Origin of the sequence: Mesorhizobium sp. 8 (genome assembly GCF_006351905.1) — a bacterium.
In the GTDB taxonomy this organism is placed as follows: Bacteria; Pseudomonadota; Alphaproteobacteria; order Rhizobiales; family Rhizobiaceae; genus Mesorhizobium; species Mesorhizobium composti.
This window is the reverse complement of sequence record NZ_CP040914.1, coordinates 2234694-2259170: the sequence shown is the minus strand read 5'-3', so window position 1 is coordinate 2259170 and position 24477 is coordinate 2234694. Positions and strand designations below refer to the sequence as shown.

The window sequence follows — 24477 nt, the reverse complement described above, 5'->3', positions numbered from 1 at the left end:
TCCCGCCCGCGCTGCCGCGGGGGCCGGCGACCTGCCGCTTGACGCCGCCATCTGGTCGGACCAGAATTGGCGCCATCAAGACGCACGCAGAAGCGTCGAGGAGGAGAAATGTCCTCGATCAAGCTCTTCAGGGGCGAGTTCGGGCATGTGTCGGTGCTGAATGCGGCCAAGGATCTGGTCACGCATGCGCATGCCGAAGCCCATCTCATCGTCTGGCTGGACGGCACGCCGGGCACCATGCAGGTCGGCGAGTGCCACGTCGCGCTCGGCCCGCAGGTCGCCGCCGGCGTCAATTCCTTCGAGCCGCACAGCCACAGTTTCGCCGAAGGCAGCCTGCCCGGCCTGTTCCTGTGCTTCTACATCCGGCCGGAATGGGCCTTGCGCCGTCGCGGCCTGCCTGCCGGCGCGCGGCTGTTCCGCAACGCGGCCATCGCGCTCGACGACTGGCTGGGCGAAGCCGCCGCCGGGCTGTTCGCGCGGCTGACGGACACGCCGGATGCCGACGACCTGATCGCCTACGAAATCGAGCGGCTGATCGACAGCCTGATGGATGCCGCCGAGGCCGGCGCGGCGCGGGTGCCGACGCACGGCGGGCAGGGCCACGACTTCCGGGTGCGCAAGGCCATCGACCTGATGAAAGCCAATATATGCGAGCGCATGAGCCTCGACGAGGTGGCGCGCAGCGTCGGTCTGTCGAGGCCGCATTTCTTCACCCTGTTCAAGGCGCAGACGAACCTGACGCCCAACGTCTACTGGAACACGCTGCGCATGGAGGAGGCGCTGCGCCAGTTGCAATGCTGCGAGGAGCCGCTGACGGCGGTGGCCTGCAATCTCGGCTTCACCACGCAGGGCAATTTCACCCGCTTCTTCCGCGACCATGCCGGCGTGCCGCCGACGCTTTATCGCGAGGCGGCCCGGCTGGCAGACTGAATTTTTCAGACGCTTCGATAAGGCGCCAAGACGCCTTGATAAGCGGCGGCTTTTGCCCGGCTCTATTCTTTCGCCATTGGTCAGCGAGGAGCACCCAGCCATGGCGTCAGTCACCGTCTCCAGCGTCATCGATGCGCCGGTCGAGAAGGTCTGGGCGCGTATCCGCGATTTCAACGGCCTGCCGTCCTGGCATCCGCGCATGGTGGAAAGCCATATCGAGGACGGCAAGGCCGCCGAGGCCATCGGCTGCGTGCGCAACTTCAAGGTGGCGAGCGGCGCCACCATCCGCGAAAAGCTGCTGGACTTCTCCGACGCCGATTTCCGCGTCTCCTATTCGATCATCGAGACGCCGCAGCCGATCTCCAACCACACGGCGACGCTGCAGTTGCGGCGCGTCACCGACGGCGAGCGCACCTATGCCGAGTGGAGCGCCGATTTCGACGCGCCGGCCGACCAGGCCGACGCGGTGGCCAGCGGCATGGGCGCCAATGTCTTCCAGGGCGGCTTCAACGCGCTGAAGGATCATTTCTCGGGAAAGGCCTGATCTCGGGCAAGTCCTGACATCGGGCAGTGGCAAGCGGGAGGACACGATGCCGCTGACGCTCCAGACTTTTTCCACCATTGCCGATGCCGGCGCCGCGCTGAAGGCGTCGGGCACGCGCTATCTCGGCGGCGGGACGCTCGCCGTGCGCGCCGCCAACGAGGGCGACCTGTCGTTCTCGACGCTGGTCCGGGCGACCGATCCGGCGCTGTCGGCTATCGTGGTCGAGGGCGCTCGCGCCACCATCGGCGCCGGCGTGACGATGGCGGCGGTCGCCGCCCATCCAGCCCTTTCCGCGATCGCCAGGGCGGCGCGCGCCGTCGGCGGGCCGGTGGTCCGCAACCAGGCCACCGTCGGCGGCAACCTGTTCGCCGCCTCGCCCTATGGCGATTTCACGGTCGCGCTGCTGGCGCTGGATGCTGCCGTTCATGCCGGCGGAGGCGCTATACCTGTGGAAGAGTTTCTCGCCAGGCGCGACGGCTTCACCGGCATCGTCACCGCCGTTAGCTTCGCTATGCCGCGCGACGGCGCCTTCCGTTTCCTCAAGGTGTCGCGCGTCAAGCCGAAGGGCGTTTCAGTCCTCAGCATCGCCGCAGTCGTCGAGAAGGACGGCGACGGCCGCGTCACCGCCGCGCGCATCGGCCTTGGCTGCATGGCGGACCGGCCGATCAGGGCCAAGGCGGCAGAAAAGGCGCTGGTCGGCAACAGGCTGACGGCGGACGGGATCGCCGCCGCACTCGCCGTCGCAGGCGAGGGCACGGCGCCGCCGACCGATTCTGTGGCCAGCGCCTGGTACCGCGCCGAGGTGCTGCCGGTGCATCTGAAACGACTGCTTCTTGCTCGATAAAGCGGCGTCACGGCTGCGGTCCGGGAGGAAAGATGGCCAAGGTTCCTGTGCAATTTTCGCTCAACGGCAGCGAGAAGGCTGAATTCGTCGATAGCGGCGCCACACTGCTCGCCGTACTGCGCGGCAAGGCGGGCGACACCTCGCCCAAGGGCGGCTGCCATCAGGGCACCTGCGGCGCCTGTTCGGTCATCATCGACGGCGAACTCAGGCTCTCCTGCCTGACGCTCGCCGAAACCTGCGAGGGTGCGGCGATCACCACCACGGCGGGGCTGGCGGAGGCCGGCGTGCTGCATCCCTTGCAGCGCGCTTTCATGGACGGTTTCGCGGCGCAATGCGGCTTCTGCACGCCGGGCATGCTCATGGCCGCCAAGGCACTGCTCGACCGCACGCCCAACCCGACGCGCGAGGACGTGGTCGAGGCGATCTCCGGTAACGTCTGCCGCTGCACCGGCTACGAGCCGATCATCCAGGCGATCCTTGCGGCCGCCCGCGCCAATTCGCACAACGCGGCATAGGAGGACGATCATGCGGCTTGCGAAAAACTATTTCGCCGACGAGCGCCAGGACGACCTCAACGAGATCGGCCAGGGGCGGCCGCGCGCCGACGTGCCGGGCCACGTCACCGGCAAGACGGCCTATTTCGCCGACCGCAACTTTCCGGGCATGCTGCACCTGAAGATGGTGCGCAGCCCGCATCACCATGCGCGCATCAGGTCGATCGACACGTCGGAGGCCGAGAAGCATCCGGGAGTCGTGCGCGTGCTGACCGCCAAGGACGTGCCGCACAACACCTACACCATCCTGATCCTCATCCAGATCGGCCCGGAAGACGAACATGTGTTGGCGCAGGACAAGGTGCGCTGGAAGGGCGAGGCGGTGGTGGCGGTGCTGGCCGAGACCGAGCGCGCCGCGCAGGAAGCGGCCGCCAAGGTCAAGGTGGACTACGAGGTGCTGCCGGCCGTGCTCGACATGGAAGCGGCCTTGAAGCCCGGTGCGCCGCTGGTCAACGAGCACCACGGCCAGAACTACTACATGTACGACAGCGGCGCCTGCCGCAAGGTGCGCTTCGGCGACGTCGAGAAGGGTTTCGCCGAGGCCGATCATATCCTCGAGCAGACCTATTCGTCCTCGCCCATCGAGCAGGCGCCGATGGAGACGACCGGCTGCATCGCGGTGCCCGAGGGCAACGACCGCTTCACCTGCTACACCAACACGCAGGCGATGTTCTTCACCCTCGACAACACCTCCATCATCTTGCAGATGCCGGGCTCGCAACTGCATCTGGTCGGCGGGACGTCGGGCGGCGGCTTCGGCGGCAAGGTCGACGTCACGGTGGAGCCGATCGCCATCCTGGCGGCGAAGCTGACCGGCCGGCCGGTGTCCTTCATCTACAGCCGGCACGAGGAGATGCAGATTTCCTCGCCGCGCGCGGCCGAGACGATCACCATCAAGGACGGCGTGATGAACGACGGGCGCATCGTCGCGCGCTACGTGAAAGGCTACACCGACGCCGGCGCCTATTCGCGCCACTCGCCCTACGGCGCGCAGAAGGGCGCGGCGCACTATCCGGGGCCGTACACGATCCCCAATGTCTGGGCCGACACTTACTGCGTCTACACCAACCGCACGCCGTCCTCGGCCATGCGCGGCTTCGGCGTCACCATCGCCGATTTCGCGCTGGAGGTGCAGATGGACAAGCTGGCGCGGCTGATCGGCATGGACCCGCTGGAGTTCCGCTTCATCAACGCCTATCGCGACGGCGACATGAAGGCGCATCGGCAGACAACAGAGGGCGCGGCGCTGATCGAGTGCATGCAGGAGGCCGCGCGCGCCGCCAACTGGCCGGTGGCGGAGAAATATTTCGCGCTGTCGTCGCATCCGAGGGAGGGCTGAGCATGGCCGTCAGGCGCGGGCGCGGCGTCGCCGCCATCAATTATCCGACCGGCATGAACCTCGGCGGCGATCCCAGCCAGGCGCTGGTGCATTCCACCCCGACCGGCAATTTCATGGTGACGCTGTCCTCGGTCGACCTCGGCCAGGGGCTGAAGCAGGTGATCTCGCAGATCTGCGCCGAGACGATCGGCGTGCCGACCGACCGGGTGGTGGTCGACACCGCCGACACCGACACCGGGCCGCACTGCATGGGCACCTTCGCCTCGCGCGGCACGCACCGCATCGGCAACGCCGTCATCCAGGCGGCGAAGGAGGCGCGGCAGGTGATGCTGGAGGTGGCGGCCGAGGAACTGGAGGTCAACGCCTCCGACCTCGAAACGGACGGGGCGGGCAACATCCACGTCAAGGGCGCGCCGCAGAAGGCGATCTCGATCTTCGACACGGCACTTTCGGCGCATTTCAAGCGCGGCCGCTCGATTTCCGGACGCGGCATGTTCCTGGTGCCGCGCTCCTTCCCCGAAACCGAGACCGGCGCGATGAAGCCTTCCACCTGCTACGCGCATGCCTGCACGGTGGCCGAGGTGGAAGTGGACGACGAGACGGGCGAGGTGACGGTGCTGACCGTCAAGAACGTCTTCGAGATCGGCCGCGCACTGAACCCGAAGATGGTCGAGCAGCAGCTTGTCGGCGGGTCGTGGATGGGCATTTCGCACACGCTCTACGAAACGACGGAGCCCTACTATCCGGCGCGCGAGCACGGCGGCTCGGACTTCAACGAATACCTGATGCCGGGACCGGGCGACCTCGCCGACACCGAGATCATCGTTTTGGAGCGGCCCTCCGCCGACGGCCCGTACGGCGCCAAGGGGCCGGGCGAGATGTGCGCCAACCCGCAGATCCCGGCGCTCGCCAACGCCATTTTCGACGCCGTCGGCGTGCGCATCGACCATCTGCCGATCACGCCGGAGCGCATCTTGAGGGCGCTGAAGGAACAGAGGGCGGCGTAATTTCAAATGGCGCATTCCCCCTCTCCGTCGCCGCTCCGCGGCGCCACCTCTCCCCCACTTCGTGAGGGAGAGGATAGGCGTCAAGCTTGGCTCCCATCCTCTCCACCCGGAACGGGGGGAGAGGTGGCTCGGCGAAGCCGAGACGGAGAGGGGGGATGCGCCATTTCTGGAAGCGCAAGGCCGTCGCCATGATCGCTCACTCCGAAACACTCGCATCCCCCGAAGCCGTTGCAGCGGCGCTGGCACGGAGCCGCTACCTTGCCGACGACAGCCTTGCCACCGCGATCTTCCTCGCCATCCGGCTCGGCAAGCCGCTGCTGATCGAAGGGGCGCCGGGCGTCGGCAAGACGGAAGCCGCCAAGGCAGTGGCCGCCGCGCTCGGCCGCGAACTGGTGCGGCTGCAATGCTACGAAGGCATCGACGCCGCGCACGCGCTCTACGAATGGAACTACCAGCGGCAATTGCTCGCCATCCGCCAGAGCGCCGAGCACGAGGTCGATATCTACGGCGACCGCTTCCTGATCGACCGGCCGCTGATGCAGGTGCTCAGGGCACCGGAAAGGCGGCTGCTGTTGGTCGACGAGATCGACCGGTCGGACCATGAATTCGAGGCGCTGCTGCTGGAATTCCTGTCCGATTTCCAGATCAGCATTCCCGAGCGCGGCACGCTCGCCGCCTCCAGCCGGCCGGTCGTGGTGCTGACCTCCAACCGCACGCGCGAGCTCGCCGAGGCGCTCAGGCGGCGCTGCGTCTACCACTGGATCGGCTATCCGGACGCCGCGCGCGAGGCCGCCGTCATCATGCTGCGCGCCGGCGAGGTGGCTGAGAAGACGGCCGAGGCTGTGGCGAAGGCGGTGCGCGAGATCCGCGCCCGGCCGCTGGCCAAACCGCCCGGCATCGCCGAGGCGGTGGAATGGGCCAATGCGGCCACCGTGCTGGAAAAGGGCGGCAGCCCGTGGCCGGAAGCCTTCCGCCGCGCCATCGGCGTGCTCATCAAGGACGAGGAGGATCTAAGTTACCTCAAGCCAGAATTGCCGAAGATCGTCGGGGAGGCGCTGGGGTGAGGATTTGCCATGCAGAACCCCCACCCCTAACCCCTCCCCTCAAGGGGGAGGGGGATTCCGATATCGCTGTCTATCGTGAGGTTTCCGGCGACGGCGGACCGAGGCGCTGCCACAGAGTCCCCCTCCCCCTTGCGGGGAGGGGTTAGGGGTGGGGGTCGGGCGACCTATGCAAACGCCATGTCGTTTGTCGGGAGAGGAGTTGCCCCGCGCGGCCGCGCCCTTCCTCCATTTCGCGCGTCTGCTGCGGGCCGACGGCTTTGTCGTCGCGCCGGAGCAGGTGAGCGCCTTAATGGCCGGGGTAACGCTGCTCGGGCCGCGTTCGATGGACGATATCCGCGAAGCGGGGCTGGCAGCGCTGGCGCCGCCGCCGGACCGCCGCGAGGCGTTCGAGGCGCTGTTCCGCGCCTTCTTCCACGGCGAGGACAAGATCACGGTCGAGGGCGGCGAGGAGGACGAGGAAACGGTGGTGAAGGACGACGCCGACGTCCGCGAGGAGGAAATACCGGTGCTGCGCGACGAAGAGAGCGGTGCCGCCGCTTCGGCGCTTGAGCAGCTTGGAACGCGCGCCTTCGTTTCCGCCGCCGCGCGGCTCGACGCCTTCCGCCGGGCCTTGCCGGCGGCATTGCCGCAACGGCGCTCGTTCCGGCATGTGCGCACCCATGCGGGCGGCCGGCTCGACCTGCGGCGCTCCTTGCGCGCTGCGGTCGCCGCCGACGGCGACGTGCCGGCGCCGATGCTACGTCGGCGGCAGACGGTGGCGCGGCCGCTGCTTCTGCTCATCGACGTGTCCGGCTCGATGAAGGAGCATACACAGGGCTACCTCAAGCTCGCCCATACCGTCGTCCAGGCCTGTTCCCGCGCGGAAATCTTCACCTTCGGCACGCGGTTGACGCGCGTCACGGCGGCGCTGCGCATCCACGACGCGGAGCAGGCATTGGCGCGGGCGGCCGCCCTTGTCGACGACTGGGACGGCGGCACGCGCATCGGCCCGGCTCTACTGGCGCTGCTGGCGATCCCTCGGTTTGCCGCCTTCGCGCGGGGTGCTGCGGTGATCGTGTTGTCCGACGGGCTGGAGCGCGGCGGCCATGCCGAGATGGAACTGGCGATGCGGCGGCTTGCCGCGCGCTCCTTCCGGCTGTCGCTGGCGACGCCGCTCGCCGGTGATCTGCGCTTTGCGCCGCGAACGGCGGCGTTGCAGGCGATCCTGCCGCTGCTCGACGATCTGGTCGACGGCTCGTCGGTCGAAGCGCTCGCTCCCTTCATCCTGTCGCTCGCACGGCCTGCGCCGGCGGCGGCAACCGTCTGGCGGAGAATAGCGTGATGCAGAAAATCATCGATTCGCATTTCCATATCTGGCGGCAAAAGGATCAGCCGTGGCTGGTGGGGCCGATGGTGCCGCGCATCTTCGGTCCCTACGAGCCGATCCGGCGCGACTATCCGATCGGCGAGTTCCTTCAGGATCAAGCCGGTTCCAGCGTCGAAAAGGGCGTCTACGTGCAGACCAACTGGGCGAAGGCGGATTTCGAGAAGGAAGTGGCCTTCCTGCAGAAGACGGCCGACGAGACCGGCTGGCCGCACGCCATCGTCGGCTATGCCGACATGACGGTGGACGACGTGCGGCCGCAGATCGACCGGCTGATGAAATACAAGCTGCTGCGCGGCGTGCGCATGCAGCTTCACTGGCATGAGGTGCCGGAGTTCCGCTTTGCACCGGACGCCAGGCAGGTGATCCACCCGTTGGTGAAGGCGAACGTGGCGCGGCTGAAGGACTACGGCCTGTCCTTCGACCTGCAGCTTTTCCCGGCGCAGATGGGCGACGGGCTGGAACTCGTCTCGGAGAATCCGCAAACGAACTTCATCCTCACCCATTGCGGCATGCTGACGGGAACGGACCCGGCCACGGTCGAGGCCTGGAAGGAAGGGCTGCGAACGCTTGCGCAGGCGCCGAACCTCTATGCGAAGCTCTCGGGGCTCGGCACCTTCGTCCATCGCAACGACCCGGCGCTGGTTTCTCTGATCTACGATGTGGCGATTGAAATCCTCGGCAGCGACCGGCTGATGTTCGGCTCGAACTTCCCGATCGAGAAATTGTGGACGACGCATGCCGACCTCATCGCCGCGCACCGGGCGGCGGCGGCGAAATACAGCGCCGCCCAGCAGGCGGACCTGTTCCGGCACACGGCCGAAAGGGTCTATCGGCCGGCGTGAGGGGCCGGGAAATCCGCCGGCGGTCTTGCATCCGGTACGGCGCGTCATAGGTAGAGGGGTAATCCACCCTGACACTATCGGGATGACCGCATGACCGCCGCTCCGTTTCTTCGTTCCATCGTCGCCGTCCGCAGTTCGGTGCCCGAGGATGCCTTCACCGCGGAGGCTCTCGGCACGATGCGGGAAGGCAGCGGCGTCGTCATCCGCGACGACGGGCTGGTGCTCACCATCGGCTATCTCATCACCGAGGCGGAGGAAATCTGGCTGACCGATCATGCCGGGCGCGTGGTGCCGGCGCATGCGCTGGCCTACGACCAGGAAACCGGCTTTGGCCTGGTGCAGGCGCTGGGCGACCTTAGTCTGCCCGCCCTGCCGCTCGGCGATGCCGCCGCCGCGGGGGTAGGCGACGCCGTGACGCTGGCGGACGGGCAGGGGCATGCGGTGCAGGCGGCGATCGTGGCCAGGCAGGAATTCGCGGGCTACTGGGAATACCTGCTGGACGACGCGATCTTCACCGCGCCGGCGCATCCGTCGTGGGGCGGGGCCGCGCTGATCGACGCCGAGGGCAGGCTGGTGGGCATCGGCTCGCTGCGCCTGCAGATGGCGAAGGGTGGTGAAGTGGCCGACATCAACATGGTCGTGCCCATCGATCTTCTGGTGCCCATCCTCGACGATCTGCTCACACGCGGGCGCGCCGACCGGCCGCCGCGGCCGTGGCTGGGCGCCTTTTCGGCCGAAAGCAACGGTGCGGTCGTGGTGATGAGCGTCGCCGACGGCAGCCCGGCCGAAAAGGCCGGCCTCAGGCGCGGCGACGTCATTTCCGATATCCGCAACGAGGAGGTCGAGGGGCTCGCCGATTTCTACCGCAAGGTGTGGGACAGCGGCGCGGCCGGCACCGAGATCCCGATGCGGGTGGTGCGCGACGGCCGCGAGGCCTGGCTGCGCATCCGGTCGGCGGATCGCAACGATTTCCTCAAGCGCCCGCAGTTGCAATAGAGCATCTTGCAGCCGGACGGAATCGTCTGGCGTCGCACAAATGCGGCTAAACGAAGAGACAGGTCGTTTCGCCGTTTCCGTGAAACCGTGAAACGATCTGGCGCGGCCGGCAACCGAACTGTTGCGTTCCGGGCTTGCGGCGGCGTGCCTTGCCGCCCGGCGTCATGTGTGTTTACCTGACCGGCGGGGCGCCGAAACGAGGAAGCGGGCATTGACGCTTGTTCTCGCCGCCATATCGACCTTGCGCCCGACGCCGGCCGCAATCGCACGGAACCATCCAGGTTCTTTCCTTCAGTCCGATGGTTTCGGACGCCGGCTCGCGCGTTCCCGGAATGATTCCGGGATCGGCCGGCCGAGTGCTGGCGTTTGACACCATCGAAGGCCGGCACGCCGGTAGCGCCTGTGTCTCGACGTTTGGGAGCGGATCATGGATTACCGAACAGCGACATCACTCGACCTCGCCGCGATCTTCCGGGACCTGTCCCTGCGCATGGCCGACCAGTATTCGGCCGCCGGGCTCAACATCGAGGAGGCCAAGGACGAATTCCTGATGAGCCTGAAGGAAGGCCGGGCGCACACGCTGGTGCAGGACGGCAAGCCTGTCGCCATCATCGCGTGGCGGGAGGTCGGGCATGCGGCGCAGACCGCGTTCGCGGCCCATGACAGCTTCTTTTCGCGGCTGACGGTGCGGTTCTGCAAGCAGCACATCAGGCGCATCCAGGCCCTGTGCGGCAACCTCCCGATCGATTCCTACAGCTGGTCCGACCGGCCCGAGGTCGCCAAATGGTTCCGCATCCTGGGCTTCCGCAAGCGGGAGCGCGGCAACGGCTACACCATCTTCGAACTCGATCCGGAGTGATCGTCGCGAAATCCTGTTTTCCCTTGCGCGCGTTTCGCGGCAGCGGCAGTGCCCATGCGAGCCTGACTGCCGTTCGATCAAGGTTCCGCAAGGCTGTGGCGCTGCCGCAGGATCTCCTCGCTCACGGCGTCGGCCACGCTCACCACCCGGCGCGAGGCGGCGAGATCGGCATGGGTGACGATCAGGATCGGCCGCTGCATCGGGCCGCCGGCCGGCAGGCGGTTCTCGAGAAGGCGCAGCCCTGCCTCGCGGGCCAGAAAGTGCGGCAGCACGGCGACGCCGATGCCCAGCCGGACAGCCTCGATCTGGCCCGGCAAGGTGTTCACCGCCAGTCTCGGCGCCTGCGGCCCGGCGAACGCCTCGGTCCATTGCAGCAGCGTTCCGAGGCTCATGGCATCGGGCCAGGCGACGACGCGCCGCGGGATGGGGCCGTCCGGCGGGCCGTAGAGGCCGAATCCCATCGTCCCCAATTGGCGCACGCGCAGGTGGCCCCGTTCCGGCCGGACCATGCGCAGCGCCAGATCGGCATCGTGACGGTGCATGTTGATCGTCGCCGTCGAAAACTGGATCTCCACGTCCAGTCCCGGATTGGCACTCAGCAGCGGTGCAAGGGCGGGCACGATGAACGGCACGACGAGGCTTTCTATGCTGGTCAGCCGTACCACGCCACGGATTTGCGCGTGGTCGCGCGCTTCCTGCCGCATCTCAGCCATCGCCAGTTCGACCGCCTCGGCGCGCGGCAGCATGGTCGCGCCCTGGTCGGTCAGCACATAGCCGTTCTGGGTGCGCAGGAAGAGCGGCAGGCCGAGCCCGTGCTCCATCCGCTCGATCCGGCGCGAGACCGTCGCCACGCCGGTCTTGAGGTGCCTGGCGGCGCCCGACAGCGTTCCTTCCCGCGCCAGGGCGAGGAAGATACGGCAATCGTCCCAGTTCAGCGCGCTCATGGACCTTTCCATTTTTGGAAATCGAATTGCCGTCATTATCCATATACCTTACAATTCCGATAAGGCTATCTGCGGCGGACTTCAATCGTCCAGAGAGGATGCCATGTCTCTTTCGAATCCGACTCACGCCCCTGCCCATATTTCTGCGCCTGTTCCCGCCGCCCGCGGCGATGGCGGAGCGCTCGTCCTGAGCGCCCTGGCCGCCGTGTTCTGGGGAACCAATTTCGAGGCGACGCGCCTCGCCCTCATCGACCTGCCGCCGTGGACGGCCGCCGCCGGTCGCTTCGTTCTCGCCGCCGCCGCGATCATGCTGTGGCTGGCTCTCACCAAAGGCATTTCGTGGCGCGTGCTGCGGCGCAATCTTTTCGCCTATGCGGCCTTGGGCGTGATCGGCGTCGCCGGCTTCAACGCCGCCCTGTTCCTCGGCATGGAAACCTCGAGCCCGGTGACGGCGGCGCTCATCATGGGAACCAGCCCGCTCACCACCAACCTGCTCGATTCGATCCTGCTGCGGCGGCTGCCGTCGCTGCTCGCCGTCGTGGGCATGGTCATCAGCCTGTTCGGCGTCGCGCTGACGGTGGGCGCCTTTTCCGGCGCGCATTTCGCTTCCGGCGACATACTGATCCTGCTCGGCAGCATCGCATGGGCGCTCTACACGATCGGCTGCCGCCGCTGGGTCAGGGACGCGACGCCGCTCGAAACCTCGGCATGGACGATGCTCGTCGGCACGCTGGCGCTCGCCCTTGCCGCCCTGCGGCTGGAAACGCCGATCGCCACCTTCGCACATGCACCGGCCGTCGTCTGGGCATCCGTCGTGTGGATGGCGCTGGTCGGTTCGGTCCTCGCCTACATCTTCTGGCAGGTGGGGATCGCCCGGCGCGGCCCCGGCGCGACGTCGGTGATGTTCAACCTCGTGCCGGTTTCGGCGCTGGTCGTCGCCGCCATCTTCGGCCGGACCCCTGATGCGATGCAGGTCGCCGGCGTCGCCGTCGCCATCTTCGGCATCCTGCTGGCGAGCGGCAAACTGCCCGGCCTGCACGCCCGCAGCTAGACAGCCGCTGATAGTGCCAACCCGTCGAAAGAACGCTTGCCGGTCCTTCGACGGGTTCCGGTTTCACGGCGTAGGTCGAATCGTTCTATCTTTTCGGTTCGGCCGCGTTTCGGTTGCCAAGAAACCAACGACAGCGAGTATCCGACATGAACATGCTTTCAGGCAGGCCGACGGCCGTGCTCGCCATCTGCGGCAGCCTGCGCCGGCAGTCGTCCAATCTGGCGGCGCTGCAGGCGGCCTCGCTGCTGGCCCCGGAGCGGATGCGGATCACGATTTTCGACGGCCTGCCGGCGCTTCCCTATTTCAATCCCGATCTCGACGGCGACGATCCGCGGGCGCCGGTCCGTTCGTTCCGCAACGCGGTCGGGCAGGCGGACGCGTTGCTCATCTGCAGCCCCGAATATGCGCGCGGCGTCGCCGGGGTGACGAAGAACGCCCTCGACTGGCTCGTCGGCAGCTTCGAATTTCCGGGCAAACCCGTCGCGGTCGTCAACGCCTCGCAGCGCGCGACCCATGCGGACGCGGCGCTGCGGCTGACGCTGGAAACCATGTCCGCCAAACTCGTCGACGAGGCCTCGGTCACCCTGCCGCTGCTGGGGCGCAATCTTGATGCTGCCGGCATCGCCGCCGACCCGGACATCGGCCCGCTGTTGAGGCGGGCGCTGAACGCGTTGGCGGACGCTTCGCTGACGTAGCCGCCGCAGTGTATTGCCGCCCGAAGGTTGACAATGCCTGGGCTGCTGAACATGGTGCGAATCTTTGACTGGGAGGTAGTATGACCATTTCGATCAACCGACGCAGCTTTTCCATCGGCGCGGGCGCCTTGGCGCTGGCCGCCGCTGGGCTTTCGCCGGCACGCGCGCAGCAGGCCTTTTTCCGCATCGGCACCGGCGGTACGTCCGGCACCTACTATCCGGTGGGCGGCCTGATCGCCAACGCGATCTCGGCGACCGGACCGGCCGGTGTCGAGGGCCTTGTCGCCACCGCCACCTCTTCCAACGGCTCGGTCGCCAACATCAGCGCCATTTCGTCGGGCGCCTCCGAATCGGGCTTCACGCAGTCCGACGTCGCCTACTGGGCGCATTCGGGCACCGGCCTCTATGACGGCAAGCCGAAGGTGGAGGACCTGCGCCTCATCGCGACGCTCTATCCCGAGACGATCCATCTGGTGGCGCGCGCCGACGCCGGCATCAAATCGGTGGCCGACCTTAAAGGCAAGCGCGTCTCCCTCGACGAGCCGGGTTCCGGCACCATCGTCGACGCGCGCCTCGTGCTCGGGGCCTACGGCCTGACGGAGAAGGACGTGAAGGCCGAATACCTGAAGCCCGGCCCCGCCGGCGAGCGGTTGCAGGACGGCGCCATGGACGCCTATTTCTTCGTCGGCGGCTACCCGACCGGCGCTATCGTCGAGCTCGCCAGCACCAACAACATCACCTTGGTGCCGATCTCCGGTCCGGAAGCCGACAAGCTCTTGTCGGAGCAGAAGTTCTTCTCCACCGACACCGTGCCGGAAGGCACCTACAAGAACGTCGGCGAGACCAAGACCATCTCGGTCGCCGCCCAGTGGGTGACCAGCGCCAAGCAGACCGACGATCTCATCTACAAAATCGTCAAGTCGCTCTACAGCGACGAGACGCAGAAGGCGCTGCAGGCCGGCCACGCCAAGGGCAAGCTGATCACGCTCGCCAACGCGGTGACCAGCGCCGGCATTCCGTTCCATCCCGGCGCGGAGAAGTTCTACAAGGAAGTCGGCGCCCTGAAATAGGAGCCACTCGAACCGGCTGACAACGACGAGGCGGAAGGCGTGCTTTCCGCCTCTTTTGTCCGAAAATCCCCGATACGGAACCGGCAATGAGCGACGACGACGACAAGATCAGGCTTTCCGCCATGGAGTTCGACGAGGACAAGGCTCGCGAACTGGAGGAGAAGTTCGATTCCGAAATCCGCTTCCGGTCGCTGATGCCGGCCGCCGGCTGGCTGGTCGGCTTCCTGCTGGTGGCGCTGTCGCTGTTCCACTACTACACCGCCGGCTTCGGCCTGCTGCAGGAGATGCTGCACCGGGGCATCCACCTGTCGATGGTGCTGGCGCTGGTCTTCCTCGTCTTCCCGCTGGTGAAGACGGGCTACGATCAGCCGGCGCAATCGAGCCTGCTCAGGCCGCTCGGCATACCGGTCTTCGACTGGCTTTTGGCGCTCGCCGCCGTCGTCGCGGTCCTGCATGTGCCGATGATCCCGCTCGACGACCTCGCCTTCCGCGTCGGCAACCCGACGACGACGGACGTCGTGCTCGGCGTCACGCTCATCCTGCTCTTGCTCGAAGCGACGCGGCGCTCCGTCGGCATCCCGCTGCCGATCATCGCGGTCGTCTTCATGGCCTATGCGCTGTTCGGGCCATACATGCCGAGCATCCTGGTGCATCCGGGCGCGTCGGTCTCGCAGCTCGTTGACCACCTCTACCTGACAACGCAGGGCATCTACGGCATCGCGCTCGGCGTCGTCGCCACCTATGTCTTCCACTTCGTGCTGTTCGGCGTCTTCGCCACCCGCATCGGCCTCGGCCAGCTTTTCCTCGATTGCGCGGCATGGGTCGCCGGACGCTATGCCGGCGGCCCCGCCAAGGTGTCGATCTTCGGCTCGGCGCTGTTCGGCATGATCTCCGGCTCGTCGGTCGCCAACACCGTCACCGTCGGCTCCTTGACCATCCCGGCGATGATACGCCTGGGCTATAAGAAGCACTTCGCCGCCGCGGTCGAGGCAGCGTCCTCCACCGGTGGGCAGGTGACGCCGCCGATCATGGGCGCCGCCGCCTTCCTGATGATCGAATTCCTCGAACTGCCCTATACGACGATCATCCTGGCGGCGATCGTGCCGGCCTTCATGCATTTCTTCGGCGTCTTCATGCAGGTGCATTTCGAGGCCAAGCGCACGGGCCTCAGGGGCTTGCGGCCGGATGAGATGCCTGATGTGGTCGAGGCGCTGAAACGCGACTGGCCGACGATCATCCCGCTCGTCGTGCTCATCGGCGTGCTGCTTTCCGGCTACACGCCCTATATGGCCGCCTTCTGGGGCATCACTCTGTGCATCGCCGTCGGCCTGCTCAATCCGCGCCGGCGCATGTCGGTCGCCGACATCGTGGTGTGCCTGCGCGACGGCGCCAAATATGCGCTGGCCGTGGGTGCGGCTGCCGCCACCGTCGGCATCGTCGTCGGCGTGGTTACCCTGACGGGTGTCGGCTTCAAGCTCTCCTACATCGTCACCTCGACGGCGGGGCACCTGTCGCTGCTGTTCGGCACCTTCATTCCCGAGGCGATCTTCTCGGCGCAAGGGCTGACCTTGCTGTTCACGCTGATCATGACCGGCGTCGTCTGCATCCTGATGGGCTGCGGCATCCCGACGACGGCGAACTACATCATCATGGTGACGATCGCCGCACCGGCGCTGGTGATGCTCGGCACCGAGCCGATCGTCGCGCACTTCTTCGTCTTCTATTACGGGCTGCTTGCGGACATCACGCCACCGGTGGCGCTGGCCGCCTATGCGGCGGCCGGCATGGCGGGCTCCGATCCGTTCAAGACCGGCAACACCGCCTTCCGGCTCGGTCTCGGCAAGGCGCTGGTGCCGTTCGTCTTCGTCTTCTCGCCGTCGCTTCTGTTGGTGACGAAGGACTTCACCTGGCCGAACTTCTTCCTCGCCTTTGTCGGCTGTGTGCTCGGCATCACCTGCCTGGGCGCCGCCCTGTCGCGCTACCTTCTGGTGCGCACACGACCATGGGAGAACGTGCTTCTGGTGCTCGCCGCCTTCCTTCTGGTGGCGCCCGAGCTCTATTCGTCGCTGCTCGGCGTTGTGCTGGTCATTCCCGTCCTGCTGCGGCACTGGAGCGCGCGTCACACCGACGAGGCGCAACCCGCCTGAAGCGCTCACGCCATGGAATGCGCGCCGCTTCGCCGGCGCCGCCGGTTTTTCAGGAACGCGGCGATCGGTTTTTCGAGGATTTCGTGGACGGCCACGCCGATGGCGACGCCGGCGACGATCGCGGCGATCAAGACGACCGGTCCCGGCAGGGAAAGCAGGGAACCGGCCTTGGCCACCACCGATATCGCCATCGTGTGCCAGAGGTAGGTGGAATAGGAACTGTCGCCGAGATAGGCGGCGAGTGGCAGGCGGGGCACCGCCGCGTGCCTTTCGAAGGCAAGGACACCCAGCACGAGCGCTGCCGCCAGCGGGCCGAGCACGAAGGGCGTGAAGCCGGCATAGGTGACGCCGACGAAGGCGAAGCCGACCAGGGCGACGGCGATCAGCACGATGCCGCTCGCCGGCGAGGGGACCGCGCCCCTCAGCCAGGCCTCGCCGATGGCGATGCCGACGAGGAATTCCAGCAGCAGCGGATCGGTCCAGGTCTTGAGGATCGGGGTTTCAGGGGCGAACAGCCATCCCGCTGCCGCGAGCGCGAGGAACAGGCCCGCCAGCGCGGCGAGCCGCCGCCGTGCCGGCAGGAACAGGGCGGCCGCGAATAGCGCGTAGAAGAACATCTCGTAGTTCAGCGTCCAGCCCTGCACGAGAACCGGCCAGATGTCGCCGGTGCTCGGCGAGCGGCTGGCGAGGAAGGCAAGCGAGGACAGAACGTACCATGCGCTCAGGCGCAGGTTCGGGAACAGGCCGGCAAGCGCCCCCGCCACCATGACGCCGGTCGCGATCCAGTAGAGCGGCGCGATGCGCTCGATGCGGTCGCGCAGGAAGGCGGCGGGCGAGGGCGATCGCTCGCTGGCGATGACCCACATGATGAAGCCGCTGATGACGAAGAAGACGTCGACGCCGGCAGCGCCGATGGCGAAGTGCGTGCCCGAGCGTTCAGCCGCGTGGAAGACGACGACGCCGAGCGCCGCCACGGCGCGCAGGTACTGGATTCCGTGGAGCCGTTTCATGCCGCGTGACCGGGTCGCGACGACCTGCGGAGGAGGGCGTAGCGGGGCATGGCGCGCGGCGCCGCCAGGCGGCCCGCCGCGTAGAAGAGCAGGAACGAGCCGACGACATAGGGATTGATGACGTCGACCTCGACGAAAGCGCGCACCAGGAACATGGCGACGAGGCCGAACAGGACGAAGGATGCCTCGTTGCGGGCGTCGCCGAGGACCCGGCCGAGGTGTCCGGCGAAGGTGCGCAGCAACACCGTGGTGATGAGCGCGACGCCGGCGAGGCCCAATTCCACCCCCACTTCGATGAAGGTGTTGTGGAAATGGAAGCCGCTGCGCGAGCCGATGTAGAATTCCTCCCACAGCCGCTCGGCCTCGGAGAAGCCCTGCACCCAGTAGGCCTGATAGCCGACGCCGAAGAACGGCGCCTGCGTGGCCGCGGCCCAGCCCTGCGACCACAGATAGGTGCGGCCTGTCAGCGTGGAATCCTTGCCGAAGGCGGCGAGCAGCAGGTCGAGACCGCCGAAGTTCAGCCCGGTAAAGACGACGCAAATGGCGAGCACGATGCCTGCCGCCATGCTTACTTTCCTGACGCGCGGCGAAAACAGCAACGCCAGCCTCAGCCAGACCTGGACGGCCAGCACCAGAGCGAGCGTGATGACCGAGGTCGCCGACTGCGATCTCGCCAGCAGCACGGCGGAGAGGCCGCCGCAGGCAAGGGCGACGATCCGCCAGAGGCCGCGTTCGCCGAGCACGACGAGCGCGGCGAAGGCGAAGTAAACGCCGAGCGAAGAAAACAGGCCGAGCTGGTTCTTCGAGGGGAAGGCGCCGACGAAGCTGTAGCTGCCGTCGAGCGGGTCGAGGTGGTACTGGCCGTGAACCAGCGAAAAGAATAGGACAAGCAGGGTGCCGAGGATCGCGCCGAGGGTCAGGGTCCTGACGCTGACGGTGCGGGCGGCGATCAGCGCGCAGACGACGTGGGAGGCGAACTGCACGGAGGCGCGCGCGGTGACGCCGGGCGCCGCCGACCAGAACGTCGACAGGCAGGCGAGCGCGGCGAAAGGCGCGATCCATGCGAGATCGGTCGAGGTGCCGAGCGCCTTGCGGTAGTCGACCAGCACCAGCGGCAGCCAAAGGGCGTAGTAGGCGAGGATCGAGACCTGGCCGAAGCGGATGGAGTAGGCGAACACGAAGATCGAGATCGCGACCGCGACCAGCCCGTACCAGAAATTATGGTCGGGATTCACAAGGCGTGCCTTGGCGATCTTCATTGGCTATGTCCGCAGTTGCGGCTGTTCCGGGGCGTCGTTCTGACCTCGTTCAATTGGAATTCGCGGCCGGCTGGGCGATCTCCACCTTGACGACGTCTCCCGGCAGGACCGGCGTGTTCTCGTCGGCCGCGATCACGCCCGCCTTGCCGTCGCCGGCGGTGCGCACGATGGAAAAGCTCATCTGCGGCGGATTGCGGCCGCCGGCGTTGCGCGCGGCGTCCGGCGCCCGCTCCAGGGCTTCCACCATCAGGCCGGAATACATGCCCATCTTCAGGTTCATGGTGTCGAGGTCGGCTTCCGTCTGCTGGCGGTCCTGGGCGATCTCGGTGTCGCGGTCGTTCTGCAGGCTGATCGCGTCCTGCGTCGCCTTGGCGATGTCCTGCTTGGCCCGCAATATGGCGGTGTCCATGTCGAGCAGCTTGCTTTCGAGCTCCGCGATGGTCTGTTCGAGGGTCAGCACGCGCTGGTTGACCACCAGCCCCTTGCCGGCAAGGTTGTCGATGCCCTTCAGTTCCTCGCGCGCCAGATCGGTCTGGCGGGTCTGCGTGGTTATTTTCTTTTCAAGCGACTCGATCTCGCTCTGCAGCAGGGCCTTGAGGTTGTCGAGGCTTTCGAGTTGCAGGCGCAGCCGCTTCTGCCGTGCCTGCATCAGGCTGGTTTCGTCGGCCATCAGCTTCTTTCCGGCCGCCGTCTTGCCGAGTTCCGGCGGGAAGTCGATCTGCGGCTTGTTGGCGGCCTCGGCTTCCAGCCTTGCCTTCCTCGCCAGAAGGCCGTCGCGCTGGGCCGCCATCACGTCGTAATTGCCTTGCGCGGTGATGAAATCGCGCGCGCCGCCCTGGCCGTTCTCCGAGCGGCGAAGGCCGCCGGCGATGCTGAGCGCCTTCAGCACGGTCAGTTGCGGATCGTAGGGATAGCGGCCGGGTGTCTGCACGTCGCCCGACACGAAGATCGGGCGGAATTCCGCCAGTTCCACGGAGGCCTCCGGCCGGTCGGGAAGGCCCAGCTTCTGCTGCAGGCCGTCGCCGATGGCGGTCGCGACCTCGGCCGTGGTCTTGCCCGTCACCGGCAGTTCGCCGACGAAGGGGACCGATATGGTGCCGGCCGGCCCGACGCTGTAGTCGCCGCTGACGGCCGACCAGTCGCGGAAGGCACCTTCGGCACTCTGCCATTCGGCGACCCTGACGCGCAGCTTGTCCATCGTGCCCAGCCGGTATTCGTCCGTCGTGGCGGACAGCGCTTGCAGCGGTGCCGCCGCCAGCAGGACGGCGACGGCGAAAAGGATGCGGGCTCTTTGCGGTATCAGGGTCAAATCCTTTGCTTTCTTCACTGCGGATGCTTTTTCACCGCAGACAGGGACGTGGGGAAGCGGTGCGGCCAGGCTCAGTAGCTGCCGCGCGAGGAGAACACCGCCGGCACGGTCCAGATCAGGATCTTCAGGTCGAAGACGAACGACCAGTTCTCGACATAGTGCCTGTCGAAGGCGACGCGGGTGCCGTAGGAGACGTCGTTGCGGCCGCTCACCTGCCAGAGCCCGGTCAGGCCGGGGCGCGATTGCAGGTAGAAGCTGGCGGACGTGCCATAAAGCGCGAGTTCGTCGTCGACGACCGGGCGCGGGCCGACGAAGCTCATCTCGCCGCGCAGGATGTTGAAGATCTGCGGCAGTTCGTCGAGGCTGAGCTTGCGCAGCACCGCGCCGATCCGCGTGACACGGGGATCGTCCTGCAGTTTGCGCGTGGCGTTCCATTCCTCGCGGTCCTGAGGGTTGGTGGCGAAATGCGCGGCCAGCACGGCGTCTCCGTCCTCGACCATGGTGCGGAACTTGAGGCAGCGGAAGACCTTGCCGTTGCGGCCGATTCGCGGGTGCCCGTAAAACACCCTGCCGCCGTCGGAAAACTTCACCAGGGCGACCAGCATGAGGAAAAGCGGGCTGAAGACGACGAGACCGGCAACGGCGGCCGATACGTCGAAAGCGCGCTTGAAGGCGCCGCCTATCGGCGGCGTGCCCTCCCTGTCGGAATATGAGTCGGAAGATCTTTCCGCCAGTTCAGTCTGTGACATCCTTGCCGCTCCGCGATGTTGATCGTCAGATGCAAATGCTGCGTTGCAACATGCTTGTTGATAGGGCGGGAGATATGACGTGGGTGCGATAAAAATAGGTCGGGCAAATCCATCTCAGATCATAATTTGTGACATGCAGTCACAAACCCTGACGATGATCGTAAAATCTCCGACGCATTGTGAAACACAATTTGATATGTAAAATTAATATTACATATTTCTCTAAAAAATATCGATCATATTAAAGATAGTGTATTTTTCTAATTTATATATCACGAATAAATCTCGTGTTATCAGTATATGATCCATATTTTTCTTGGGAATAGGCCCCTTGGCAAAGATGTCGCCATCCTGCAACGGCGATGGAGAATCGGAGTGAGGATCGCCGATGGGCCGGGACAAGCCTTCGGATGTGTGTTGCCTGTCGTCCAGACGTTTTATATGCTTCGCTATACAGCCGCGATTGAATTCGCGCCTCCGGTTCAGCAAATCACCGACGCCTAATACACCGGATGCGCAGCAACGGTTGCTGCTTCGGCGGGAGGTAATCTTGCGGGTGAAATTTCGTCGCATACGACGCCGTCGCGGCCGGTCCGGCTGAGATGCCGTTCGTCCTGTTCCTGCGCGGCTTCATCGGTGCCCTGGTGGCGTTCGCCGTCGTCACCTACGTCGTCACGCAATCGCTGTGGACCACGCTGATCGACACGATCATCTGCGCGGTCATCATCCAGGCCGGTTATTTCCTGGCGGTGCTGGCGATGATCTGGTGGGCGCCCGCGCGTGGCAAGGCCTCCGAGCCGGCGCGCAAGGAACCTGCGCCCGCCGCCGCCAAGAAGGACCGGCAGGTCGTTCGCTAGGCGGCGCTGCACGGCAGCCAATTGTGGCCGTCATCAAATCGCCTTTCGCTTCTGCGACCGCTCCGCCATGCGGGCGGGCCGAGGGAAATCGAGAGGTGCGAATGCCATCAACCGCCACAGTCTGCGTCATCATCGCGGCCAAGGATGCGGCGCCGACCATCGGCCGGGCCGTCGGTTCCGCCCTGCGCGAGAAGCACGTCGCGGAAGTCGTGGTGGTCGACGACGGATCGGCCGACCGGACGGCCGAGGCGGCGCTCGCGGCGGACGACGGCAGCGGCCGGCTTTTGATCCTGCGGCTCGACGCCAATCGCGGGCCGTCCTTCGCCCGCAACCATGCGATCGCGCATTCGAGCGCGCCGCTGATCGCCATTCTCGACGCCGACGACTTCTTCCTCGAAGGCCGGTTCGACAGGCTGCTTGTCGGCGACGACTGGGACTTCGTCGCCGACAACATCGTCTTCGTCGATGCGCGGAGCGCGGGCCATGCGGAGCCCGTCGTGCCGGACTTCGCAGCCGAACCGCGCTTTCTCGACCTGGTAAGCTTCGTCGAGGGCAATATTTCGCGGCGGGGTGCTGCGCGCGGCGAGATCGGCTTCCTCAAGCCGGTGATGCGGCGTTCCTTCATCGAGGTGCACGGACTTGCCTATGACGAGAAGCTCAGGCTCGGCGAGGATTACGACCTCTACGCGCGGGCTCTGCTGAACGGCGCCCGCTACAAGGTGGTGCACGGCTGCGGCTATGGAGCCGTTGTGCGGGCGGATTCGCTGAGCGGCCGGCATCGCACCGCCGACTTGAAACGCCTCTACGAAGCCGACCGCGCCATCCTGGCGCTGTCGGGCGCCGGCGACCGGGCGGAGGTGGCGCTACGGCGCCACGAGCGGCACATGCGCGCCCGCTACGAACTGCGCCGCTTCCTCGACGTCAAGGCTGAACAAGGATTGGCTCGGGCGGGGCTCGGCGCGCTCGCCCGTCCCGCCGCGCTGCCGGCGATCGTCGGCGGTGTCGCGGCCGACAAGCTTGACGCATTCAGGGCGAGACTCAGCCCGACCAGCGCGCAGCCCGTGCTGCCGCGTTATCTTCTCGCCGCCCGCGCCGTTCAGAAATAGTCGCGGCGGATGCCGGCCAGAACGCTATGGAACCGGTCCTTGCGTTCGGCCAGCGCGGCATCGGTACTGAGTTGCGGTTCCGCTTTGCGAGCCTGCCGCAGTGCGAGCACGGCAGGTGCGGCAAGCGCGTTCTTGACCACGTCGCGCAGCCCCGAGCGGGGCGGTTCGGCGCGCGTCAGCACCGGCGTTTCGCCTGGGTCCTGCCGTTCCGGCCGTTCGTCGCCGCCCGCCGCCCTGCGCTCGAAATCCATGCCCCAGAAGCGGGCGCCCTTGGTAATGGCTTCTGCGCGCGAGGAAAGCGGGACGCGGCGCGGGCGGTAGGCCAGGCCGAGCGAGGCGGCCCAGTCCTGCCATTTGAAGCTGTTGACGTTGCGCGACGTGGTGACGGCGACCCACGGCACGCGCAGCGCGTCGGCGAGGATGGCGGCGTGCATGGATTCGGCCACCACCAGCCGCGCGCCGGCAATCTCCCCGATCACCGCTTTCGCCTCGCCGCACGGGTCGACATAGGTCAGGCCCGCGGCCTCGCAGACGGTTGGCCAGATGCCGCCGACGGTTGATTCCCAATGCGGCACGAAGATCGCGTCGTGACGTTTCGACACCGCCTGGAATTCGGGCATGTCGGCCACCATCACCGCCGGGTCGACGATGCCGAGCGCGGCGTCCAGCCCGATCTTGCCGGCCGTCAGCGGCCCGCGCACGCTGCGGACGTCCCATTCCGCCCGGTCGGAAAGGTCGGGTGCTACGCCATAGCCGAAGCCGCTGCCGACGACGAGCTTCTTGCGGCCTAGCGGCAGCAGGTCCTTGTTCAACACGGTGCCGACGCCGACCAGCAGCATGTCGGGATGGACGTCCCTGAAGCCGGGCAACAGGAAGTCCCATAGCCACAGGTTCAGGTCGTCGCCGAAATTGCCGTGTTTCGACTCCCAATGGAAAGGCTGCATGGCGTGGCCCTATCTGGCGATCTTGGCGACGGCGAGCTCGACGGCGCTGCGCAGGATCTGCGGGTCGCGCCAGGCCCATTGCGCCAGAAGGCCGAATTGCGGCGCCTTGCGGCCGCGCACCAGCCTTGCCTGGCCCCACAGCGCCTGCTGCCGGGCGGTCTGCTTGTAGGAGCGGATCGAGGCGCGGTCTTCCGGGCGATGGGCGGAGCGGCTTTCCAGCCGGTCGAGCGCCACCCAGGTGTTGAACTGTTGTTGCAGGAACTGCGGCGAATCGCTGGCGACGCCGTGGAAGATGTTGAGACCCTCGCCGCGCATGGCGCCGACATCCTCGCCCAGCACGGTGCGGCGCGCGCCACGGATGCAGTCATAGAAGAACAGCACGTCTTCCGCCGCCAGCCTGAGCGCCGCTTCGAAGCGGGCGGTGCGGAACAGGCTTTCGCCGATGACCATGCAGGAGAGATGCAGGAAGCTCCAGTCCTTGAGCATGACGCCGGCGAGATCGGGGATTTCGACCAGCGGCGGATCGTCGGACAGCCGGGTGACGGCGGTGCTGCCGGCAAGCTCGGCGACGCCGTAGTGATAATAGAATTCCTCGCCGCCCTGGATGGAGGCGAAGTAGCAGTCGGCGTCGAAGCGGGCGAGCGCTTCCGTCGCGGTCTTGAGATGATCGGGCGCCCATTCGTCGTCGGAATCGAGGAAGGCGACGCAGGCGCTGTCGGCCGGCACATGGTCGAGACCGGTGTTGCGCGCGCCGCCGGGACCGGCATTGGCCTGCTTGATGACGGCGATGCGCGCCCGCTCGGCGGGCGGCAGGATGCCGACCTCGGCCTCGACCGGCAGCGGGGAGGAATCATCGACGACGATGACGTCGAAATCCTGGTGCGACTGGCTGAAGACGGAGGCCAGCGCGCGTTGCAGGACGCCCGGCTCGCGCTGGTAATACGGGATGATCACGCTGCACTTCATCGTCGTCCTTTCGGTCTTCGCGATG

Annotated in this window: 24 protein-coding genes; 17 read left to right on the top strand and 7 right to left on the bottom strand. The window is 66.6% G+C overall.

Going from position 1 to position 24477, the window contains the following annotated elements:
- Positions 1-108 precede the first annotated feature (108 nt).
- From FGU64_RS10915 to FGU64_RS10865, 11 genes are all read left to right on the top strand, one after another.
- Positions 109-930, top strand: a complete 822-nt coding sequence (locus tag FGU64_RS10915) for an AraC family transcriptional regulator (protein WP_139953318.1) — start codon at positions 109-111, stop codon at positions 928-930.
- Between the two features lie 100 nt (positions 931-1030).
- Positions 1031-1474: an SRPBCC family protein gene (locus FGU64_RS10910; RefSeq protein ID WP_139953317.1), complete on the top strand. Its 444-nt coding sequence runs from the start codon at positions 1031-1033 to the stop codon at positions 1472-1474.
- Between the two features lie 46 nt (positions 1475-1520).
- Entirely contained in the window at positions 1521-2318 is a 798-nt protein-coding gene (locus tag FGU64_RS10905; protein ID WP_139953316.1) for an FAD binding domain-containing protein, read from the top strand.
- Between the two features lie 32 nt (positions 2319-2350).
- Positions 2351-2833, top strand: a complete 483-nt coding sequence (locus FGU64_RS10900) for a (2Fe-2S)-binding protein (protein WP_139953315.1) — start codon at positions 2351-2353, stop codon at positions 2831-2833.
- 10 nt (positions 2834-2843) lie between these two features.
- Complete coding sequence (locus tag FGU64_RS23740) at positions 2844-4211, top strand: xanthine dehydrogenase family protein molybdopterin-binding subunit (RefSeq protein ID WP_139953314.1); 1368 nt, start codon at positions 2844-2846, stop codon at positions 4209-4211.
- Between the two features lie 2 nt (positions 4212-4213).
- Complete coding sequence (locus tag FGU64_RS23735; protein ID WP_139953313.1) at positions 4214-5218, top strand: molybdopterin cofactor-binding domain-containing protein; 1005 nt, start codon at positions 4214-4216, stop codon at positions 5216-5218.
- Between the two features lie 155 nt (positions 5219-5373).
- Positions 5374-6282: a MoxR family ATPase gene (locus FGU64_RS10885; protein WP_246671299.1), complete on the top strand. Its 909-nt coding sequence runs from the start codon at positions 5374-5376 to the stop codon at positions 6280-6282.
- Positions 6283-6448: 166 nt separating this feature from the next.
- Positions 6449-7603, top strand: a complete 1155-nt coding sequence (locus tag FGU64_RS10880) for a VWA domain-containing protein (protein ID WP_139953312.1) — start codon at positions 6449-6451, stop codon at positions 7601-7603.
- On the top strand, positions 7603-8490 hold the full coding sequence (locus tag FGU64_RS10875) for an amidohydrolase (RefSeq protein WP_180375712.1): 888 nt from the start codon (positions 7603-7605) through the stop codon (positions 8488-8490). Before FGU64_RS10880 ends, FGU64_RS10875 begins: the two co-directional genes overlap by 1 nt.
- A 90-nt stretch (positions 8491-8580) precedes the next feature.
- Positions 8581-9486, top strand: coding sequence for a S1C family serine protease (locus FGU64_RS10870; protein ID WP_139953310.1), 906 nt, complete (start codon positions 8581-8583; stop codon positions 9484-9486).
- Between the two features lie 427 nt (positions 9487-9913).
- A complete protein-coding gene (locus FGU64_RS10865; protein ID WP_139953309.1) occupies positions 9914-10345 on the top strand; it encodes a hypothetical protein in 432 nt (143 codons plus the stop codon).
- A 77-nt stretch (positions 10346-10422) separates the two neighbouring features.
- Here the strand turns inward: FGU64_RS10865 and FGU64_RS10860 are convergent, their stop codons facing one another.
- Positions 10423-11289 (bottom strand): LysR family transcriptional regulator, encoded by an 867-nt coding sequence (locus tag FGU64_RS10860; protein ID WP_139953308.1) that lies wholly within the window; start codon positions 11287-11289, stop codon positions 10423-10425.
- A gap of 103 nt (positions 11290-11392) precedes the next feature.
- On the opposite strand from FGU64_RS10860, the gene FGU64_RS10855 reads away from it, so the two are divergent.
- From FGU64_RS10855 to FGU64_RS10840, 4 genes are all read left to right on the top strand, one after another.
- Entirely contained in the window at positions 11393-12340 is a 948-nt protein-coding gene (locus FGU64_RS10855; RefSeq protein WP_139953307.1) for a DMT family transporter, read from the top strand.
- 176 nt (positions 12341-12516) lie between these two features.
- Entirely contained in the window at positions 12517-13035 is a 519-nt protein-coding gene (locus FGU64_RS10850) for an NADPH-dependent FMN reductase (protein ID WP_246671298.1), read from the top strand.
- Between the two features lie 80 nt (positions 13036-13115).
- Positions 13116-14105 carry a TAXI family TRAP transporter solute-binding subunit gene (locus FGU64_RS10845; RefSeq protein WP_139953305.1) on the top strand — a complete coding sequence of 330 codons (990 nt, stop codon included), beginning with the start codon at positions 13116-13118 and terminating at the stop codon, positions 14103-14105.
- 86 nt (positions 14106-14191) lie between these two features.
- Entirely contained in the window at positions 14192-16252 is a 2061-nt protein-coding gene (locus FGU64_RS10840) for a TRAP transporter permease (RefSeq protein ID WP_139953304.1), read from the top strand.
- 5 nt (positions 16253-16257) lie between these two features.
- On the opposite strand, the gene FGU64_RS10835 is transcribed toward FGU64_RS10840, so the two are convergent.
- The 4 genes from FGU64_RS10835 to FGU64_RS10820 all read right to left on the bottom strand — a co-directional run bounded on the left by FGU64_RS10835 (position 16258) and on the right by FGU64_RS10820 (position 20579).
- On the bottom strand, positions 16258-17262 hold the full coding sequence (locus FGU64_RS10835; RefSeq protein WP_139953303.1) for an acyltransferase: 1005 nt from the start codon (positions 17260-17262) through the stop codon (positions 16258-16260).
- Positions 17259-18521: an O-antigen ligase gene (locus FGU64_RS10830; protein WP_139953302.1), complete on the bottom strand. Its 1263-nt coding sequence runs from the start codon at positions 18519-18521 to the stop codon at positions 17259-17261. Before FGU64_RS10830 ends, FGU64_RS10835 begins: the two co-directional genes overlap by 4 nt.
- A gap of 49 nt (positions 18522-18570) precedes the next feature.
- Positions 18571-19830: a polysaccharide biosynthesis/export family protein gene (locus FGU64_RS10825; protein ID WP_246671297.1), complete on the bottom strand. Its 1260-nt coding sequence runs from the start codon at positions 19828-19830 to the stop codon at positions 18571-18573.
- A 71-nt stretch (positions 19831-19901) separates the two neighbouring features.
- Positions 19902-20579, bottom strand: coding sequence for a sugar transferase (locus tag FGU64_RS10820; RefSeq protein ID WP_136359630.1), 678 nt, complete (start codon positions 20577-20579; stop codon positions 19902-19904).
- A 602-nt stretch (positions 20580-21181) separates the two neighbouring features.
- Here FGU64_RS10820 and FGU64_RS10815 point away from each other — a divergent pair.
- Both FGU64_RS10815 and FGU64_RS10810 read left to right on the top strand, forming a co-directional pair.
- A complete protein-coding gene (locus FGU64_RS10815) occupies positions 21182-21436 on the top strand; it encodes an exopolysaccharide production repressor protein (RefSeq protein ID WP_139953301.1) in 255 nt (84 codons plus the stop codon).
- Positions 21437-21537: 101 nt separating this feature from the next.
- A complete protein-coding gene (locus tag FGU64_RS10810) occupies positions 21538-22542 on the top strand; it encodes a glycosyltransferase family 2 protein (protein ID WP_139953300.1) in 1005 nt (334 codons plus the stop codon).
- Here the strand turns inward: FGU64_RS10810 and FGU64_RS10805 are convergent.
- On the bottom strand, positions 22533-23486 hold the full coding sequence (locus FGU64_RS10805) for a polysaccharide pyruvyl transferase family protein (RefSeq protein WP_139953299.1): 954 nt from the start codon (positions 23484-23486) through the stop codon (positions 22533-22535). The two genes, FGU64_RS10810 and FGU64_RS10805, sit on opposite strands and share 10 nt — an antisense overlap.
- A gap of 9 nt (positions 23487-23495) precedes the next feature.
- On the bottom strand, positions 23496-24452 hold the full coding sequence (locus FGU64_RS10800) for a glycosyltransferase (RefSeq protein ID WP_139953298.1): 957 nt from the start codon (positions 24450-24452) through the stop codon (positions 23496-23498).
- Positions 24453-24477: the final 25 nt, after the last annotated feature.